The organism is Meiothermus sp., assembly GCF_037443965.1.
GTDB lineage: Bacteria > Deinococcota > Deinococci > Deinococcales > Thermaceae > Meiothermus.
This window is the reverse complement of the sequence record NZ_JBBINI010000045.1, coordinates 1-17,287: the sequence shown is the minus strand read 5'-3', so window position 1 is coordinate 17,287 and position 17,287 is coordinate 1. Positions and strand designations below refer to the sequence as shown.

Genomic DNA, 17,287 nt, shown 5'->3' with positions numbered 1-17,287 from the left:
AGTGGGTTTTGCCTGAAATCGCCGGGAGCCTCAGGCAGGCGCTTAGGGTAAGGCTCATGACTGGGGCTAAGTCGTAACAAGGTAACTGTACCGGAAGGTGCGGTTGGATCACCTCCTTTCTAAGGAGTTCTTTCTGGCGGCCATCGTAGCCGAACCAGACATTCGCGTAAGCGAAGACTCGCCTAACCTGTGCCAAGATTCGCACCCGCCCTTCGGGGCGGGTTTTTTTCTTTGCTACTCATCGAAAAGTCGTTCCCGTTCAAAGTTCGAGGGCTTAGGATGAGGGGCAGATGGCCACCCGGCCCCGCGGTATGCTTTTCTAGATGATTCTCGAACCCACCGAGCTCGAGCTGCGCCAAGACCCCCTGAGCTTTTTTATCTATCTCTCGCGCACCAGCCCGGACATCACCACCTTTCGCTTTGCCTCTGGTAAGGAAATCGTCTTGCTCAACCACCCCGACCTGATCCGCGAGGTGCTGATCGAGCGGGCCGAGCAGTTCCACAAGTCCGACCTGACCCGCTCCTTCGCCGGAGGTATGGGCAACGGTATTTTGCTCTCCGAGGGCGAGTTTTGGAAACAGCAGAGCCGTCTGATGCGCCCGGCTTTCCACTTCAAGCGCCTCCAGGGCTATGCCGAGGTGATGAGCCAGTTTACCCTCGAGATGCTCTCGCACTGGCAGAACAGCGAAATCCGGCACATTGACGAGGACATGAACGCCCTCACGCTGCGGGTGGTGGCTAAGTGTATGTTCGATGTGGAAGCGGGCGAAGACCGCGAGATTATGCACCGGGCCATCACGCTGGGGCAGAAGGTGGTAGGGCAGATGGTTTATGGCTGGCTCAATCTACCCGACTGGCATCCGGCCATGAACCGCGATGGTATCCGGGTAGTGCGGGCCCTGAACCAGATGGTGAGCCGCCACATCGCTGGTCGGCGTGCGCGTGGCGACCTGGGCGACGACCTGCTCTCGATGCTGCTGGAAGCCCAGAGTCAGCCCGGTATCGAGCTATCTGACCGGCAACTGCGCGACGAGGTGCTCACCGTCATTACGGCGGGCCTCGAGACCACCGCCAACGCCCTGATCTGGACGTGGTATCTGCTCGACCAGAACCCAGTCGCCAAGGCCCGGCTCAAGGCCGAAGTAGACAGCTTAGGCAAGCTGCCCGGCTTTGAGGATGTGCAGCGGCTACCCTACCTGGATCAGGTCTTCAAGGAAAGCCTGCGGCTGTACCCGCCGGTCTGGATTATCGGGCGGGAGAATGTGGAGGAGCTGGAGCTGGGGGGGATGCGCCTCGCGCCCAGAACCCAGATTGTGATGAGCCAGTGGGCCGCCCACCGCGACCCCCGCTTCTTCGAGCACCCCGACGAGTTCCGGCCCGAGCGCTGGATCCCGGAGTTCGAGAAGTCGCTGCCGCGCGGGGCTTACTTCCCCTTCAGCCTGGGGCCCCGGGTGTGCACCGGGCAAGGTTTCGCCGCCGTGGAATACAAATTGATTATAGCGACGGTGCTGCAAAAGTTTGATCTGGAACTCACCCGCCCCACCCCCATCCGCCCCGAGCCCAACTTCACCCTATGTGCCCACGGCGGCCTGCCGATGCGGGTGAGGGCCCGAAAATAGCAGGGGGCACCGGGCTGATACCGTTTCCGCTTGAATCCTTCACCGTTGGACGTAGTCATAGGTGAAGGATTCAAGCCGACCGAAGGGAGTAGAAAAGCATTTCGGCAGTATCGTTTAGGCTTTCAAAAGTGAGCGATACTGCCGAAATGCGTATGACACCCTGAGGAGCAAGGGCAACAGTCTTTTTTCCCCTGCTCTCCTCAACCCAACCGGCACCACAGCAACTGGCTCTGCCCACCGGCCAGCAGCCAGTAGCCCAACACCTGCTCGCCCCTGGCCCCGGTGAGCTTGAATGCCTCCACATTGGAGCCGCCCTGCGAGAGGGTGCCCTTGGCCTCGAGCTTCCACCCGGCTTTGGTAATGGCCCCATTGAAATTTTCGATCAGCTTGCTGTAGTCGCCTGCGGTGTTCACTTTGCTAAAAACCCACCCCTCGAAAAGCTGACAACGCTTGCCTTCGGTAACCGACAAGGCCCGCAATACCCGCTCTTCGGGTGTCCGAAGAGCAGTGGCCCCTTCAAGCGGCAATGGCTGACCCAGTACCCTGGAAGAGGTTTGGGCCAGTGCAACGGCCAGCAAAAGCAGCAAAACCAGCATTCCCCATCTCATTGGACGCCTCCGGTAGACTTGACCTGGCGCACGTTCACCTCGTCCAGCAGGGCCGCCAGCACCCGCTGCTGGGTAGTCTCGCGGATTTGCTTGGCCCGCTCGGGATTCAGCTCGCTCAGCACCTCAAAGGCCGTCGAGCCCTGAATCTCCAGAAGAGGGTCGCCATTGCCTTTGCGCACCAACTGATCCATATTCTCGTCAAACACAATCTCGGCAATTTTAGCCACCATTTCGGGCTGTTCCTTACCCACATATTCGTTGAGCAAAATGAGGGCTATGTCTTGCCGGGCCTTGCGGCTGGGATCGGATAGCTGCTCGATCATGCTCTGGATAAAGTTGCGGGTCTCGATCGAATCGGCAATGCGCTGGCTCCCCACATTCAAAAACCAGCCCAGTACCACCGGAATCGCCACGATGGATATTTTGCTTAGAAAGTCCCAAAAGCCAGCCATAGGCCCTCCTCCTGTTTACTCCATGGTAGAGCAGCATGGGTTGGATGAGGGCAAGGCCAAATAGGCATTACGCAAACCGCTATAACAGGATGCGACCGACTCTCAATTCTGGCCGGATCCCATGATCTGGATGGACGTGGCTTCAATTTGGCTACCAACCTCAATACCTTGACGGGCAAACCAGCCTTTCGCAACCTCGAGGCGCCCCCGATAGGCTACCTTGGGAAAATAGCTCGGGCAGCGGATGTCGCAAGGGTCAATATCCAGCATCTGCAGTATCACCCCATTGCGGTCGAAAAAAGCCACCGACATGGGCGATGGAAAGTGCTTGGCCTCTAGGGATTGGTCGGTAACCTGCGGGTACAGCCACAGCAACCCGCCGTTTTCGGGTAGCGTCTTGCGCAGCATCCCCTCGGGCCGTATAGCCATGTCCACCACCTCGACGGTGAGGGCAACCGACGGGGCATTGGATGTTTTTAGGGTGATACGTTCCTGGCCCAAGGCCGGTTCAGATACGGTGCCTTCGCTCGAGCGCTGCGCCGAAGCGGCCAGCAAAACGGTAGGAACCGCACCTAGGAGGAGCAGCAGCAACACCAGGACAGCAGAGCTTGGGTACTGCTTCACATTTCAATTGGAGTACCCGAAGCGGTTAGAGGAATAGGATACAGCCCACCAAGCAAAATTTTGCCGGAAAAAAGTTATCTGTGGGCCGGTGCCAGCTTGGTCGGTCGGCGAATGCCCAGCGAGAGCAGGGCCGCTGCAATTCCAATAACGCCAGCCAGCAAAAAGGCCAGGTTATACTCGCCCAGGGCATCGCGGGCGGCCCCTCCGGCCCAGGCCGCCGCCGCCGCACCAAGTTGGTGGGCAGCAAACACCCAGCCATACACCGTGCCCACGTTCTGCCGCCCGAAGTTGTCGGCCACCAGCGCCACCGTGGGGGGCACGGTGGCGATGTAGTCCAAGCCAAACAGAATGGCAAAGAAGATCAGCGTCTCGGGGGTGGTGGCAAACGGCAAAAACAAGAGCGAGATGCCCCGGAAGCCGTAGTAGATGCAAAGCAGCACGCGGGGGTCGTAGCGGTCGGTCAAGTAACCCGAAGCCAGGGTGCCCACAAAGTTCATTGCGCCCATCACGGCCAGGATGCCCGAGGCCGTGGTGGGGGTCAGGCCGCACGAGACCGCATAGGGGATGAAATGCACCCCAATCAGGCCGTTGGAGGTGGCACCGCAGATAAAGAAGGTAACCGTTAGCAGCCAGAAGGTAGGTGAGCGCAGGGCCTTGCCCATAATGCCAGGGTCGGCGGTAATCTTCATGGGGGCCGAACCGGGGGCCGCCCCCAGCGCCCTGAGCCCCATCTCCGCCGGGCTGTCCTTCATGAAGAACCAGACCGGCACCAGGGCCAGGAGCGAGATGGCCGCCATGATCCAACTGGCCTCACGCCAGCCCAGCCCGCTGGCCCAGAAGACCAAGGCCGGGATGAAGATAAGCTGGCCCGCCGAGGTGGCGGCCCCAAAAATGCCGGTGACCAGACCCCGGTGCTGAATGAACCAGCGGTTGGCCACCGTGGCCCCCAAGACCCCCCCTACCACCCCGGTGGCCACCCCGCTCAGCAACCCCCAGACCAGGTTGAGCTGCCAGATGTGCGTCATCAGGGCGCTCAGGGCCATGCTCAGGGTCATCAGGCCCAGGCCAAAGAGGGTGATGCGCCGGGGGCCGAAGCGATCCATCAGGTAGCCGCTCAGGGGCGCACCCAGGCCAAACAGCACCAGGCCGATTGCGGTGGCCAAGGAGATGCTCTGGATGGCCCAGCCGGTGCTCTCGTGCAGGGGTTGGATGAGCGCTCCCGGCACCGAGCGGTTACCCGCGGCAATCAGGGTGGCCATCACTGCCACCGCAACTACGATCCAGCCGTAAAAGAGTTTATTCACACTGGCTCCTGAGGGTGGTCTGGGTCTCTTGCATCAGGGTTTCTACCAACATAGCAGCGGGCATGCTCCGACACAGGCTGACCGCCTGCCCGGCCCACAGCGACATATACCCGGTGTGGCCCGCTTTGGCAGCAGCCTGGCGAATCTCGCTGGTCAGGGCGTTCTGGATGGGATAGGGCGGCACCTGGGCCTCGTAGGGCTGCATCCGCGCGATAAAGGCATTGTGCAAACCCCTGGCAGGACGACCAGAAAAGGTGAGGGTCACCACCGTGGGGTCGCCTTTGGCCTGCAGCAGGGCTTGTTTGTACAGGGGGTGAATCCCTGACTCCGGGCAGGTCAGGAAAGCTGTACCCATCTGCACCGCACTAGCCCCCAGGAGCAAGGCCGCCGCAATCCCCCGCCCGTCCATGATGCCCCCGGCGGCAATCACCGGGATTTTCACTGCCTCTACAAGCTGGGGCACCAGGGCCATCGTGCCGGTCATGGACTGTTCGAAGGGGCCCATGAAAGTACCCCGGTGCCCCCCGGCCTCACCCCCCTGCGCACAGATGTAATCGGCCCCAGCGGCTTCCCAGGCTAAGGCCTCTGCTCGGTTGGTGGCGGTGCCGATCACTTGGCAGCCAGCCTGGTGTAAGCGCTCAACAACCTGGGCTGGAACAATATCGAAGTGAAAACTGACCACCGGTGGTTTTTCCTCGAGCAGCACCTCCAGCTGGGCCCTGAAGTCCTCGCTGAACTTTTGGGGGGCTGTGCCGGGGGGCAGGCCCAGCTCGGCCCGGATGGGTTGAAGGCGATGCAAAGCGGCCTCGAGCATACCCGACTCAACCTCCACGGCCTCGAGCACGAACAAGTTGACGTTGAAGGGCCGGTCGGTGAGCCGCCGAACCTGGCGGATGGCTTCGCGCAGCCGGTCGGGCGGGAGCAAGGCCCCTGCCAGCGAACCTAGCCCACCCGCATTGGAGACGGCGGCCACTAACTCGGGCGTGGTGGCCCCACCGGCCATAGGGGCCTGGATGATGGGGTAGCGGGTGAAGGGAAAAGGCATGCTCGATTGTACCCGTACAAAGGTGTCTTGGATGCGGTGGAAGTGTTCCGGCCAACGTTTACACCCCTCCCCTACCGCTACACTTGGAGCCATGAGAGAGCGTATGTACGCCATCACCACCCCCGAAGAAGCCGACGCTTTTATTGATAGCCAGCCAGTCACAGCCATATTCAAAGCGGGAACCTGCCACAAGACCATGCAGGGCTGGGGCAACGTGGAAAAAATACTGCGCGAGCGGCCCGAAATCCCGGTGGGCATCATCAAGGTAGTGGAGGATCGCCCGGCCTCCAACCGGGTGGCCGAGCGCACCCAGATCGTGCACCACTCGCCCCAGATCATCCTCTTCCGCAATGGAGAGCCGCTGTTTGAGCTAAACAACTGGGACATAACCCCCGAGAACCTCGAGCACCTCTTCCGTGAGCATCTCCCGGAAGTGCAGGTCGAAAACCCCCAAACAGGCGGCAAGAGCAACCTCGAGCCCTACAAGCGCCTGCTGGATGCCTATTTGAGTGGGGCGGTGAGCGAGCCGCAGTTCACCTGGACGTACCTCAACATGTTCCGCGAAGACGCTTCGCTGCGTTCGCAAGAAGAGTTCACCCTACTCAACTCGCTGTTTGGCAACCCCGACGAGCACCACATCCACCCCAGGGCCATCCTGCAGTACGAACAAGAAAACCCCCAGGCCACACCCTTGCGCGAACGTGTGCAGGCCCTGCGGGCCCAGCTCGACACTCTTTGAACCGGCGCAGGGGGCGGCTTCGACAAGCCCAGCCGCCCCTCTCGGGGTATTTGGTTATTCTCGGGAACGGCTGCGAAAAATACCCCCCCTCGCGGTGGGGGGGGTTGGAATGGAGTTCCTGGCAACAGCGCAAAGGAAATGGAGGGCCAGGTTAGGGGGCTTAGCCTCGAGGGGTTCCAATGGGAACCTTATGAGCAGGGGTGGCTCGAGGCTAAGCAAGGTTAGGGTAGCAATTAGATGTGCAAAAGATGTGGAAGCGTTTACAAGATGGGGTATGGGCCAGGCCATACCGATTCCAAACCCAAACCACACAATGCCCGAGGCTTTTGTGGCATTTTGAAAGGCAATGCGCCGGGCCTACTCCACCGCTCACTGCACCCTCGAGCTCCCCGACTACCATCCCTTTCCCAAGTACAAATATGCCGGGGTTGCCGAGGCGCTGCGGAGCGAACTCGACATACAACCCGCCCCGGCCATCGCCTGGGAGACCCTGGCCCTGGCCCACACCCCGGACTACCTGCAAAAGCTTCGGCTGGAAGGACTCAACCGACAGGAGTCCCACAAGGTGGGGCTGCCCTGGAGCCAGAGCCTGCTCACCCGAGCGCTGCATGCGGCAGGCGGAACCCTGGCCGCCACCCTGGATGCCCTTCAAACCGGACTGGGCCTCAACCTGGCCGGGGGCACCCACCACGCCTATCCGGGGCGGGCCGAGGGCTACTGCCTGTTCAACGATGTGGCCGTCGCGATTGCTTATTTGCGGGCCCAGGGCTGGAGCGGAAGGGTTTTGATTGTAGATCTCGATGCCCACCAGGGCAACGGCACAGCCGCCTTTTTTCAGGATGACCCCAGGGTGTTTACCCTTTCGGTACACGCCGAGCGCAACTACCCCCTCAAAAAAGAACGAAGTGACCTGGATATAGGACTGGCCGACGCAACCAAGGACAAAGCCTATTTAGAAGCCTTGGGGCCTGCGCTCCATCAGGCCTTCACCCACCAACCCGACCTGGTCTTCTTCAATGCGGGGGTAGATGTGCTGCACAACGACAGGTTTGGCCGTCTGGGGTTGAGCCTCGGGGGGCTGGCCCAGCGGGATCAGATGGTATTTGAGAAGGTCAAGCAAGCCAACCAACCCCTGGTGGTGGTGATGGGCGGCGGCTACAACCGCGACCCCCGCATGACCGTCGCGGGGCATGCCCAGACCTACCGGCTGGCCCTCGAGGCCCTCCAAGACTGATAAGAACCCGCACCCACACATCCCATAAGCCCCCCAAATCTGATAAAGCAGGGGCTGTTTCCCGCAACCTGGGAGATTTTCGCGAATATCAGGCAAGGCGAAAACACCCTGCCAAGCTCGCTAAGGCGCACACGGTGCACTGTACTCGGGGGAGTGAGATAAACTGCCCCCATGCAACCCCCCCGCAACATTCTTTCCATCCAGAGCTGGGTCAGCTACGGCCATGCCGGCAACGCGGCCGCGGTGTTTCCCCTCCAGCGCATGGGCTTCGAGGTCTGGGCCATCCACACCGTGCAGTTCTCCAATCACACCGGCTATGGGCAGTGGAAGGGCATGATCCTGCCGCCAGAACATCTCGTGGCGGTGGTAGAAGGTATCGCCGAACGCGACGTGCTGGGCCAGTGCGACGCGGTGCTGTCGGGCTACATGGGCAGCGGCGGTACCGCCGAGGCGATTCTATCGGCCCTTGCCAAGGTGCGCCAGCTCAACCCCAGCGCGCTGTTCTGCTGCGACCCGGTGATGGGCGACGAGGGCCGGGGCCTGTTTGTGCGCCCGGAAATCCCCGAGATCATCAAAAACCAGGTACTGCCCCAGGCCGATATCATTACCCCCAACCAGTTCGAGCTGGAACTGCTTACCGAGCTTTCGGCCAAAACCCTGCGGGAAGTGCTGGAAGCCGCCCACATGGTTCGCGCACATATCCACCAGGACGGGCCTCGCATCGTGATTGTTACCAGTATGCTGCGCGAGGGTGCCCCTGAGGGCAGCATCGAAACCCTGGCGGTAGCCGATGGGGGCGCCTGGCTGGTGCGCACCCCCCGCATTCCCCTCGAGCCCCCCCGCAACGGCACCGGCGACGCCATCGCCGCCCTGTTTCTGGGCCACTACCTCAAGACCGGCAACGTGGCCCAGAGCCTCGAGAATGCCGTCTCAGCCATGTACAACATGTTGCTGCTCACGCACCAGATGAACACCCGCGAAATTCAGCTCATTGCCGCTCAAGACGAATATGTCAACCCCAGCCGCCGCTTTGCGGCCGAGCAAGTGGAATAATGCCGGTTCCGCTTGAATCCTTCACCTTTGGGTGTAATCATACCGTTTCCGCTTGAATCCTTCACCGTAGGACGCAGTCAGAGGTGAAGGATTCAAGCCGACCGAAGGGAGTAAAAAAGCATTTCGGTAGTATCGTTTAGGCTTTCAAAATCGAACGATACTGCCGGAATGCGTTTTAGCCCTGGGCCAACTCGAGAGGTATCCACGACTGCCCCAGCCCTCTTGTTCGTCTGCCAAGTAGATGGGGCGGTTAATCGTAGAAGTAAGCCCAGCCGGCGGTTCGTACTGCCAGGTAGTAGGTATAGGCCGCCGAGTAGCAAGCCGCCCGGCTTAAGAAGCTTTTGGGGCGGCAGATCTGGTTCATGTTCACCAGAAAGTTGTCGTCGGCAAGTTTGCGCCCGGTCTCGTTGTAGAGGCTGGGAAAGCGTGGGAAGTTGGCATAGCCAAAGTCATGCACATTGCAGGCCGGCCGGAAGGTCTCACGGTAGCCCAGCCCCAAACCCTCCGGGGCCGAACACCCATCGCGGCTCCAGTCAAACTGCGGATAGCTGGCCCGCGCGTTGTAGTAGGCGTCGTAGTTGGCCACGCTTCCCAGGGCAATGGTCTGCACCAGCAGCAGGTCACCTTCGCTCAGACTTTGCAAGGCCAGCCGGGCCTGCTCGAGGTTCTGCAACGCCTCTGCATACGCCGCAACCGCCTCGGGCTCGACCCCAAGCTGACGCATGTCTTCGATAATGGACGCTGGCCCAGTCTGCTCGACAGCAGGCTGGCTGCAGGCCGCCAACAGCAAGACCAGCATTCCCACCGCAACGCGCATCGGTTTGCCCATACTTCCTCCTTCAAAGATTCTTTTCTTTACAAGGATAGTCTACCACCGCTATTTCAGCTCCTTCACAGGGTAAGTCGCCCTACACACCCGCGCCCTTTTCTAAACGATCATAGGAAGGTCGTCTTTGTCCTCATCCCTCGGTAAACAAGGAGGCTTTATACGAAAAGTCTGGCTTGCAGCAGGGTTGCTTCTTGGCTTGGCCCTGGCCCACCACGGCTGGAGCAGCTACGACGCCAGCCGGGTCATTACCGCCACCGGCACCGTCACCGAAATCACCTTCGAGTTTCCGCATGCCACCATCTGGATGGAGGTTCCCCCTTCTGGCCTAACCCTGCAGCGTAAGTGGTACGTGGTGCTGGCCCCGCCCTCGAGGATGGAGGCCCGGGGACTGCCCAACGGTAGCCTGAAGGTGGGGGCACGGGTCACGGTAGTGGGCTATCCACACCGCACCGAACGTGAGGAAATGCGGGCCGAGCGCATCATCCTGGATGGCAAAACCGTCGAACTACGCTGATGCGTGAAGCCTGGACGGCTTGGCTGGGCTGGCTGCACGCCACCCCGCTCGCGCTGGCCATGCGCCAGTCGGAGTGGCTGTATCCTGCGGTAGAAATCCTGCATATTCTGGGATTCTGTGCGCTGGTGGGGGCGGCGGCCCTGTTCGATTTACGGCTGTTGGGGGTCTCCAGGCACATACCCGTGCAGCAGATGGCCGCTCACCTGCTACCGGTGGCCTGGGTGGGCTTTGGGCTGGCAGCGCCCAGCGGTTTTTTATTGCTCCTGCCCGATGCCCCGAGCATTGGGGCAAGCCCGATATTTCTGAGCAAGATGGCTTTGATTGGCGTGGCAGGGCTCAACGCTTGGGTCTTCCACACCCGTGTCGGGCGCAGTGTGCAGCGGTGGAGCCAGGGCGCGAACCCACCTACTGTCGCCAAGCTGGCCGCCCTGATCTCGCTAGGGGTCTGGATAGCGGTGATTGCTCTTGGGCGGCTGATCGCCTATCTGAGCTAGGTTTACGGCTATCTACACAACGCCAGTTCGAAGTTATCCAACAAGCTGAAAAAGCTGAGCCGAAGGTTGAAAACCCGTCAATCAGACTAACGGCATCGTAAAGTCTACCCCTACCGCGTAGGGGAGGCTTTAGCGTGAGTCTGCCGTGCCAAACAGATTTATTCTGTTTTTCTATCTCCGAACTGACGCTACATAGGACGGTTGTCACCAAAATCTGCTTCCCAGTCCGCGGGGCGACGATTTGCGGTTTTCCAAGCCACAAACCGTGTGGTCAACTAGAAAACCGTCCTAGGTATCCCCTCCGCCACTTCTACCCCACCACCGGGGTTACGGCAACCCTTCAGTTTTGGATAGGCAAGGCCCGAATCTGGGTGGGATACGAACTTCCGCCAGCTTGCTCCTCGGTGATGTGCACAACTTCGTAACCCGAGGGCATACGGAAAACCTTAAACCCACCTCGGAAGGTGTCCAGCCCTATATGCTGCTCACCTTGCACACCCCAAAGCTGATAAGTCTTTCCAGGGGGTGGGGGGGGCAGGTTAACCCAGATCAGGGCTAAACCATCCTTGCGCAAAATACAACGCCCCACCGCTTGATCTTTTTCGTTCACCAAGGTTACAAACTGGCTGTGCGGGTCGGTGAAGGCTTCCACCCACGGATAGGCCAGCATCCCACACCAACCCAAAAAACCAATCACCACAACCGCCGCTGCCAAGGCCACCCAGCGCGGCCAGACGGGCGGCTGTGGGGGGTTCTTGGGAAACAGGCGAGGCTCTGGCCTGCGGATAGGGGAATTGTCGGAGCTGGCTGAACGTACCCTGGCCAGCATCCTGGCTTTGAGTTCGGGGGAGGGTGGCTTTGTAACCAGTTGGCTTAGATCGGCAGCAGTCTCCTGCAAGGCCCTCAACTCGGCCCACAGCTCAGGGTAGCGCTCCAGTCCCTCCTCTACTTGCTTACGCTCGTCCTCGGGCAGGGCATGGAGGGCATAGAGTGGCAGCCATTCGCGCAGTTCTTCAGGCCTCACGCAGCACCTCCCGCAGCTTCGTCATGGCCTTGGACAGTTTAGCCTTGAGGGTTCCGAGCGGCATACCCAGCAGCAGGGCGGCCTCCGGATAGGTGTAACCCTGGTAGTGCAAGGCCTGGACGATGGCCCGCTCGTCGGGTTGCAACACCCGCAAGGCCCGTTGCAGGCGAATCCGGTCGAGGGCGTTCTCCTCACTCAATCCCTCGCCGGGTATATCAAAGGCTTCGTCCGGATCCAGTGGCTCGAGGGCTTTGGGTCGGCTGGCTTCTGCACGCACCTTGTCCACGCAATAGTGGTGTCCCACCGCCAGTATCCAGCTTCGGGCGGTGGCTTTTTTGGGGTCGAACGAAGCCGCCTTGTTCCACAAACGCAAAAAGATTTCCTGTACCGCATCTTCCTGGGCTTCTTTGCTGAATCCCATGCGGTAAGCCAACCCCAGCATGGCGGAGGCATAGCGGTCGTACAGGGTACTCAATGCACTTTCCTCTCCTCGAGCCACCAGGGCCAAGAGGGCTTCGTCGGGGAAACCTTCCAGGCTCATCCGGCACATCCTACTGTACGTAAGAGCGAAGCCAAAAAGATAAGGGGCCACAGCTCCCCTCGAGCCATAACCCCTCGGCAGCTTCAGAGGCTAGGCAATGGCTTTTGAGTGGTTTGGTGAATCGTATCTCCTCTTGAGATACATCGTCCATTGGGCCAATGCACCGCTCCGAAGTGGTTTGCTTAGTATGCACCTTTACCGAGCCATGCTTGGGTTATTTGACACAGTTTGGTCTATCCGTTGAGGCCAGACCAACAGCTCCCCAACCTTTGTCATCCCCCTTCACCTCTACCCACCGATCCTTATGCGATAAATTGGGATTGGTCAATAAGCTTATCTAGGATTTTTGCAACTTACGTACAGCCTGGCAGAGGTGTTTATGAAGGGTTCCGATTGGGGATGGGGTATCGCCGCAGGGGTGGTAGTTGGGATGGGTGGTCTTGCTCTGCGCGGGGTGGGGGTGGGCTGGCCGTTGGAGGGTCTATTTGCCCAGATCACCCACTGGATGGGCGTGCCAATCGTCTTCAACCTGATGCACAAACTGCTGGGCTACGGCGATGTGGGCAAAAACCTGGCTTTCGCTGCAACGGCCCTGGCCTGGCTGTTCCTACATTCTTTTTTATTCGCCACTCTGCGGCGCTGGTTCTGGCCGGGTGCGGCGCTGACAGCTCTGTTCTACGGGTTTTTTGGCGGCTGGGTCTTGCAGGCTCCGTTGGCCGGGCTCTGGGCCACGCTACTCTACGGCGGCATCATCGCCTTCTTGGCTTGGAGACGTAACCTCGTGCTCTCCCCTGCTCCTTCACCCTCCATTCCCCCATCGCAATCCCGCCGGGAAAGCCTCAAAACCCTGGGCCTACTGGCCCTGGGGCTGGTGCTGTGGCAACAAGTCCAGGCCCAGGCCAGTGTGTTGTGGCAGAAGATCACCGGGCTTTCGCGTGAGCTGTTCGGGCAAAAAGACCTCTACTACGTCTCCAAAAACATTGCCCTCCTCGACCCCAAATTGAAGGGTAAACCCTACAAGCTCGAGGTCTCGGGCTTAGTTCACACTTCGCTCGCGCTCAGTCTAGATGACCTGAAAGCCCTGCCCAGCGTGGAACTGGTCAATACCCTGACCTGCATCTCCAATCCCATCGGCGGCGACCTGATCGGCTCGGTGCTGTGGAAGGGAACCCCACTCAAAGCTGTGTTGAATAAAGCGGGCATCAAGAGCGATGCCAAGTTTATTGTCTGGGAAGCCGCCGACCGCTACCTCGAGTCCATCCCGATTGCCGAGGTTCCCCGCGAGGCCATCATCGCCTATGCCGTTCGTGACCCCGAGACCGGCAGGTTTGAAGACCTGACCGAACAACACGGCTACCCCACCCGGATTTTGCTACCGGGGCGCTACGGTATGAAACAACCCCGCTGGCTAACCAAGATCACGCTTTCCTCCACCGAGGTTCCGGGCTACTGGGCGCAGCGCGGTTGGAGCCGCACGGCCCACATCCGCACCATGAGCCGCATTGACACCCCGCAGCACCGCGCCCGGCTCAAAGCAGGCGAGGATACCTTTATCGCGGGCATTGCCTACGCCGGAGGGCGCACCCTGGAGCGGGTCGAAGTCTCCAGCGATGGTGGCAAAAGCTGGCAAAAGGCCCAACTCAAGCCTTCCATAAGTCCATACGCCTGGCAACTCTGGGCCTTGCCCTGGAAGCCAGCCGCTGGCAGCTATACCCTCGTGGTGCGAGCGGTGGAGGCAGGCGGCCAAATACAGGATGCAACCCTGCGCGATCCCCTACCCGATGGCGCAACCGGCTATCACCGCATCCAGGTTCGGGTAGATTGACAGACCCCCATTTACCCACTTTCCTGCAACACCGCCATACAATAGCACTATGGCACTAGACCTGGCTTTGCTCAAAAAACTCTCCGAGGTAGCAGGCATTCCTGGTTGGGAAGATCGGGTACGCGAGGTAGTCGGGCAAGCCCTCAAGGGGCTGGTAGACGAGGTGCGCACCGATGCCCTGGGCAACCTTATCGCCCACAAAAGCGGCCCTGGCCCCAAGGTGATGGTTGCCGCCCACATGGACGAAATTGGCTTTTATGTCAAGCATGTGGATCAGAAAGGCTTCCTGCGGGTACAAAACGTGGGAGGCTTCGACCCCCGCAACCTGTTTGCTCGAGCGGTCACGGTGCACACCAGCCAGGGCGATCTGCCCGGCCTTCTGAACCCTGGTGGCAAACCCATCCATATCTCCACCCCGGAGGAGCGCAGCAAAATCCCCACCGTGGCCCAGTTCTTTGTAGACCTCGGCCTGAGCGCTAAGGAGGTTGCCAAGCGGGTGCAGGTGGGCGACCCCGTAACCTTGCGGCAAGAAGCCGGTATGCTGGGCGACCTTTTTACCGGCAAAGCCATGGACGACCGGGCCAGTGTGTTTGTTTTGCTCGAGGCCCTCAAACGCCTCAAGGGCAAAAAAATCAAGTACGACCTGTACGCGGTCTTCACCGCCCAGGAAGAGGTGGGGCTGCGCGGCGCGCTCACCAGTGCCTTTCACATAGAGCCCGAGATTGGGATTGCGCTCGATGTCACCCTGGCCGTGGATACCCCCGACAGCGAAGCCCACGAGGCCGTGACCCAGTTGGGCCAGGGCGTCGGTATCAAGGTGATGGACTCGGCCTCCATTAGTGACCGGGGGCTGGTACAGCAGTTTGTCCAACTGGCCCGGAAGAAAAAAATTGCCCATCAGATGGAGGTGCTGCCGCTAGGAGGAACCGATGCCGGGGCCATTCAGCGCAGCCGCACCGGGGTTCCCAGCATCACCCTTTCCATTCCCACCCGCTACATTCATACCGTCACCGAGGCGGTTCACAAGGACGACCTGGAAGCCACCGTCCAGTTGCTCACGGCATATCTACAGGGCTAGAGGTTTTCATCGGCGGGTCTTCCGCATAGCAGCAGGTGTTGCCAAGATAATTGGGTCTTGGCACTGCTTCAACCAGGCCAAAAACCTTCGTGAGCATGACACCAAACGGGTACGGGCAATCGCAAAGGTCTGCCGCAAGAAATCGAGGTCAGCCTGGGTCAAATCCCAAGCTTGCTGCAGCCTTCAAAAAAACCGAGGGCCGCAGCCCTCGGTAGATCTGTGGACAAATTAGCGGTAGCTTTCCAGCAACTCAGCCAGCCGGTTGCGGTTGAGGTAGCGCCGTTCAGCGCTCTCCTTGAGCAGCAGCAGATCCAGTTTGTTATTGAGACCTGCATCCATCAGCGGCTGTAGAAAACGACGATCCCCCACAAAAGCACAAACCGCCTCGGCGAGTTCGCGGGTTTGCTGCAACACCCGGCGGGCGCGGGCATCTCCCATCGCGGCCATCTGGACTACACTCTCAGATAAGCTCATGGTGAGGGTAGTGTAGACCCTCGAGGTAAAAACCGAATTAACGCCTATGTAACGCCTCCAGACGCGTTTCGATCTAGCGCAAAATTGTCCTGCCCAATGCGATAAAATCCTGTTCGTGAATCTCTTGAACGATGCAGAAGTGCGGGTACTGGGCACGCTCATTGAAAAACAATACGCCACCCCGGACTACTATCCCATGACCGAGAACGCCATACGGCTGGGGGCCAATCAAAAAAACAACCGCAACCCGGTCACCCACCTGAGTGAAGAAGAGGTCAGAGAGGCCCTGGACTCTCTACAGCGCAAGCGGCTGTGCGGCATGTTCCGCGAGCACAACGCCAGGGCTCCCAAGTACCGGCAGTTTCTGGATCGGGAGTTCAAGTTGGATACCCCTTCCACCATCGTGATGGCGATCCTGATGCTGCGCGGCCCCCAAACCCTGGGTGAGATACGGGCTAGGGCCGAGAGCATGAACCACAGGTTCGCGTCGCTCCAGGAAGCCGAAGCGGTGGTGCAAACCCTGATTGAACTGGCCCCCCATCCGCTGGTAGCGCCTTTGGAGCGCCAGCCCGGCGAGCGCGAGGTGCGCTATGCCCACCTTCTGGCCGGAACCCCGGCCCCCATGGCGCGGGTTGTAGAAAAGAGCGAGTTGGAAAGCCGGGTAGAAGCCCTGGAAGCGGAGGTACGCGAGTTGCGGACAATGCTGGAAGAGCTGAAGCAATCGCTGGGTGGATAAAAAAACCGGCGCCACAAGGCCCCGGTTTCGGAGGTGGTGGGCGATGTAGGATTTGAACCTACGACCCCACGCGTGTGAAGCGTGTGCTCTCCCGCTGAGCTAATCGCCCGAGTTTTGGGCTTGCCCATGCAAGCGCACTCAAAAGGGTAACACCGCCCTTTGGGTGGTGTCAAGCCAAACAAACGCCGCGCGCTGGGTATGATGGGCGCTATGGAACAGGCTTTGCTCGTGAAAATTGGGGGCAGCCTTCGGGAGGCAGATGAGCTGCTGGATGAAATGGGCGCCTATCCCGGCCCGCTGGTACTGGTGCATGGGGGTGGCCCTAAAATTGGGGAGTGGCTGGGCCGAATGGGCTTCGAGACCCGCTTTCACAACGGTTTGCGCGTCACCCCGCTCGAGCAGATGGAAGTGGTGGAGATGGTGCTCACCACCCTGGGCAAGCAGTTGGCCGAGGGGCTATCGCGGCGAGGACGACCCGCAGTGGCCCTCACCGGACGCGATGCCCGGCTGCTGACTGCCGAGGTGAAGGATGCCGTGCTGGGCCGGGTGGGCGAGGTCGCGGAAGTCAATACCGATGTCCTGCAAAAGCTGCTGCAAACCGGCCTAACTCCCCTCATCGCCCCCATCGGTCTCGACGAGCAGGGCCCCCTCAACATCAACGCCGACACCGCCGCCGGGGCCGTGGCCGGAGCCTTGCACCTGCCTGCCGTCTTCCTGACCGATGTGGTGGGGGTTCTACGCAATCCCCAAGACCCTTCCAGCCGCTTTGCCCAGCTCAGCCGGTCACAGGTGCAGGTCCTGATCCAGGATGGAACCATTTCCGGCGGCATGATTCCCAAGGTCGAGGCCGCTTTGAACGCACTGGACAGGGGTGCTCCCTGGGCTACCATCGCCAAAGGAACTCGAGGCATCCTGCCGGCCGTGCTGGCAGGCACCAAGGGCACACGGGTTGTGGGTAAATGAGATTCCTTCGTGTGCTACCTGCAGTCTACCCTTCCACCCCCGCCATCCTGAGCAGAAGACGGCTGCGGATGAGGTTGTGCACCAGCAGAATCAGGTTCACCCGCGCCAGGAAACCTGCAAACGACCGGGCC

General features: G+C 60.2%; 19 protein-coding genes, 1 tRNA gene and 1 rRNA gene. 11 read left to right on the top strand and 10 right to left on the bottom strand.

All coding sequences use genetic code 11. The features are described from left to right. A 16S ribosomal RNA gene (locus WKI89_RS16610) occupies window positions 1–119 on the top strand; the annotation flags it as partial. Window positions 120–323: 204 nt separating this feature from the next. Beyond that, window positions 324–1,619 carry a cytochrome P450 gene (locus tag WKI89_RS16605; protein ID WP_337871492.1) on the top strand — a complete coding sequence of 432 codons (1,296 nt, stop codon included), beginning with the start codon at window positions 324–326 and terminating at the stop codon, window positions 1,617–1,619. 200 nt (window positions 1,620–1,819) lie between these two features. Here the strand turns inward: WKI89_RS16605 and WKI89_RS16600 are convergent, their stop codons facing one another. From WKI89_RS16600 to WKI89_RS16580, 5 genes are all read right to left on the bottom strand, one after another. Further along, complete coding sequence (locus tag WKI89_RS16600) at window positions 1,820–2,227, bottom strand: hypothetical protein (RefSeq protein WP_337871491.1); 408 nt, start codon at window positions 2,225–2,227, stop codon at window positions 1,820–1,822. Then, window positions 2,224–2,679 carry a hypothetical protein gene (locus tag WKI89_RS16595; protein WP_337871490.1) on the bottom strand — a complete coding sequence of 152 codons (456 nt, stop codon included), beginning with the start codon at window positions 2,677–2,679 and terminating at the stop codon, window positions 2,224–2,226. The genes WKI89_RS16600 and WKI89_RS16595 overlap by 4 nt, the downstream gene beginning before the upstream one ends. 102 nt (window positions 2,680–2,781) lie before the next feature. After that, on the bottom strand, window positions 2,782–3,303 hold the full coding sequence (locus WKI89_RS16590; protein ID WP_337871489.1) for a DUF192 domain-containing protein: 522 nt from the start codon (window positions 3,301–3,303) through the stop codon (window positions 2,782–2,784). Window positions 3,304–3,377: 74 nt separating this feature from the next. After that, complete coding sequence (locus tag WKI89_RS16585) at window positions 3,378–4,607, bottom strand: MFS transporter (RefSeq protein ID WP_337871488.1); 1,230 nt, start codon at window positions 4,605–4,607, stop codon at window positions 3,378–3,380. Then, on the bottom strand, window positions 4,600–5,652 hold the full coding sequence (locus WKI89_RS16580; RefSeq protein WP_337871487.1) for a nitronate monooxygenase: 1,053 nt from the start codon (window positions 5,650–5,652) through the stop codon (window positions 4,600–4,602). Before WKI89_RS16580 ends, WKI89_RS16585 begins: the two co-directional genes overlap by 8 nt. A 91-nt stretch (window positions 5,653–5,743) precedes the next feature. On the opposite strand from WKI89_RS16580, the gene WKI89_RS16575 reads away from it, so the two are divergent. The 3 genes from WKI89_RS16575 (at window position 5,744) to pdxY (ending at window position 8,678) form a co-directional block, all read left to right on the top strand. Next, on the top strand, window positions 5,744–6,391 hold the full coding sequence (locus tag WKI89_RS16575; RefSeq protein WP_337871486.1) for a monothiol bacilliredoxin BrxC family protein: 648 nt from the start codon (window positions 5,744–5,746) through the stop codon (window positions 6,389–6,391). 346 nt (window positions 6,392–6,737) lie between these two features. Continuing rightward, window positions 6,738–7,625: a histone deacetylase gene (locus WKI89_RS16570; RefSeq protein WP_337871485.1), complete on the top strand. Its 888-nt coding sequence runs from the start codon at window positions 6,738–6,740 to the stop codon at window positions 7,623–7,625. A gap of 171 nt (window positions 7,626–7,796) precedes the next feature. Further along, the gene (gene pdxY, locus WKI89_RS16565) at window positions 7,797–8,678 is read left to right on the top strand and encodes a pyridoxal kinase PdxY (protein WP_337871484.1); all 882 of its coding nucleotides are present in this window, start codon (window positions 7,797–7,799) and stop codon (window positions 8,676–8,678) included. A 250-nt stretch (window positions 8,679–8,928) separates the two neighbouring features. On the opposite strand, the gene WKI89_RS16560 is transcribed toward pdxY, so the two are convergent. Further along, the gene (locus tag WKI89_RS16560; protein WP_337871483.1) at window positions 8,929–9,507 is read right to left on the bottom strand and encodes a phospholipase A2; all 579 of its coding nucleotides are present in this window, start codon (window positions 9,505–9,507) and stop codon (window positions 8,929–8,931) included. A gap of 184 nt (window positions 9,508–9,691) precedes the next feature. Between WKI89_RS16560 and WKI89_RS16555 the strand changes: the two genes are divergently transcribed. Both WKI89_RS16555 and WKI89_RS16550 read left to right on the top strand, forming a co-directional pair. Next, window positions 9,692–10,021, top strand: coding sequence for a DUF6152 family protein (locus WKI89_RS16555; protein ID WP_337871482.1), 330 nt, complete (start codon window positions 9,692–9,694; stop codon window positions 10,019–10,021). Continuing rightward, a complete protein-coding gene (locus WKI89_RS16550; protein WP_337871481.1) occupies window positions 10,021–10,515 on the top strand; it encodes a hypothetical protein in 495 nt (164 codons plus the stop codon). The genes WKI89_RS16555 and WKI89_RS16550 overlap by 1 nt, the downstream gene beginning before the upstream one ends. 340 nt (window positions 10,516–10,855) lie before the next feature. Here WKI89_RS16550 and WKI89_RS16545 read toward each other — a convergent pair whose 3' ends face one another. Further along, entirely contained in the window at window positions 10,856–11,539 is a 684-nt protein-coding gene (locus tag WKI89_RS16545) for an anti-sigma factor (protein ID WP_337871480.1), read from the bottom strand. Next, complete coding sequence (locus tag WKI89_RS16540) at window positions 11,529–12,080, bottom strand: sigma-70 family RNA polymerase sigma factor (protein ID WP_337871479.1); 552 nt, start codon at window positions 12,078–12,080, stop codon at window positions 11,529–11,531. Before WKI89_RS16540 ends, WKI89_RS16545 begins: the two co-directional genes overlap by 11 nt. Window positions 12,081–12,459: 379 nt before the next feature. Here WKI89_RS16540 and WKI89_RS16535 point away from each other — a divergent pair, with 379 nt between their 5' ends. Continuing rightward, window positions 12,460–13,905, top strand: coding sequence for a molybdopterin-dependent oxidoreductase (locus tag WKI89_RS16535; RefSeq protein ID WP_337871478.1), 1,446 nt, complete (start codon window positions 12,460–12,462; stop codon window positions 13,903–13,905). A gap of 49 nt (window positions 13,906–13,954) precedes the next feature. Then, the gene (locus WKI89_RS16530; RefSeq protein WP_337871477.1) at window positions 13,955–14,983 is read left to right on the top strand and encodes a M42 family metallopeptidase; all 1,029 of its coding nucleotides are present in this window, start codon (window positions 13,955–13,957) and stop codon (window positions 14,981–14,983) included. 228 nt (window positions 14,984–15,211) lie between these two features. Here WKI89_RS16530 and WKI89_RS16525 read toward each other — a convergent pair whose 3' ends face one another. Then, a complete protein-coding gene (locus WKI89_RS16525) occupies window positions 15,212–15,457 on the bottom strand; it encodes a hypothetical protein (RefSeq protein ID WP_337871476.1) in 246 nt (81 codons plus the stop codon). A 115-nt stretch (window positions 15,458–15,572) separates the two neighbouring features. Between WKI89_RS16525 and WKI89_RS16520 the strand changes: the two genes are divergently transcribed. Next, the gene (locus tag WKI89_RS16520) at window positions 15,573–16,193 is read left to right on the top strand and encodes a DUF480 domain-containing protein (protein ID WP_337871475.1); all 621 of its coding nucleotides are present in this window, start codon (window positions 15,573–15,575) and stop codon (window positions 16,191–16,193) included. A gap of 34 nt (window positions 16,194–16,227) precedes the next feature. On the opposite strand, the gene WKI89_RS16515 is transcribed toward WKI89_RS16520, so the two are convergent. Then, window positions 16,228–16,302 (bottom strand) — tRNA-Val (locus tag WKI89_RS16515). A gap of 101 nt (window positions 16,303–16,403) precedes the next feature. Between WKI89_RS16515 and argB the strand changes: the two genes are divergently transcribed. Next, window positions 16,404–17,156 carry an acetylglutamate kinase gene (argB, locus tag WKI89_RS16510; protein ID WP_337871474.1) on the top strand — a complete coding sequence of 251 codons (753 nt, stop codon included), beginning with the start codon at window positions 16,404–16,406 and terminating at the stop codon, window positions 17,154–17,156. The last annotated feature ends 131 nt before the right edge of the window (window positions 17,157–17,287 follow it).

What these genes read in the sequence shown, in the direction of transcription:
- WKI89_RS16570 (WP_337871485.1), top strand. Translation starts at nt 6,738, where the DNA reads ATGCGCCGGGCCTACTCCACCGCTCACTGCACCCTCGAGCTCCCCGAC.
- WKI89_RS16525 (WP_337871476.1), bottom strand. Translation starts at nt 15,457, where the DNA reads ATGAGCTTATCTGAGAGTGTAGTCCAGATGGCCGCGATGGGAGATGCC.
- WKI89_RS16595 (WP_337871490.1), bottom strand. Translation starts at nt 2,679, where the DNA reads ATGGCTGGCTTTTGGGACTTTCTAAGCAAAATATCCATCGTGGCGATT.
- WKI89_RS16560 (WP_337871483.1), bottom strand. Translation starts at nt 9,507, where the DNA reads ATGGGCAAACCGATGCGCGTTGCGGTGGGAATGCTGGTCTTGCTGTTG.
- WKI89_RS16535 (WP_337871478.1), top strand. Translation starts at nt 12,460, where the DNA reads ATGAAGGGTTCCGATTGGGGATGGGGTATCGCCGCAGGGGTGGTAGTT.
- WKI89_RS16530 (WP_337871477.1), top strand. Translation starts at nt 13,955, where the DNA reads ATGGCACTAGACCTGGCTTTGCTCAAAAAACTCTCCGAGGTAGCAGGC.
- WKI89_RS16550 (WP_337871481.1), top strand. Translation starts at nt 10,021, where the DNA reads ATGCGTGAAGCCTGGACGGCTTGGCTGGGCTGGCTGCACGCCACCCCG.
- WKI89_RS16605 (WP_337871492.1), top strand. Translation starts at nt 324, where the DNA reads ATGATTCTCGAACCCACCGAGCTCGAGCTGCGCCAAGACCCCCTGAGC.
- WKI89_RS16540 (WP_337871479.1), bottom strand. Translation starts at nt 12,080, where the DNA reads ATGAGCCTGGAAGGTTTCCCCGACGAAGCCCTCTTGGCCCTGGTGGCT.
- WKI89_RS16600 (WP_337871491.1), bottom strand. Translation starts at nt 2,227, where the DNA reads ATGAGATGGGGAATGCTGGTTTTGCTGCTTTTGCTGGCCGTTGCACTG.
- WKI89_RS16575 (WP_337871486.1), top strand. Translation starts at nt 5,744, where the DNA reads ATGAGAGAGCGTATGTACGCCATCACCACCCCCGAAGAAGCCGACGCT.
- WKI89_RS16580 (WP_337871487.1), bottom strand. Translation starts at nt 5,652, where the DNA reads ATGCCTTTTCCCTTCACCCGCTACCCCATCATCCAGGCCCCTATGGCC.
- argB (WP_337871474.1), top strand. Translation starts at nt 16,404, where the DNA reads ATGGAACAGGCTTTGCTCGTGAAAATTGGGGGCAGCCTTCGGGAGGCA.
- pdxY (WP_337871484.1), top strand. Translation starts at nt 7,797, where the DNA reads ATGCAACCCCCCCGCAACATTCTTTCCATCCAGAGCTGGGTCAGCTAC.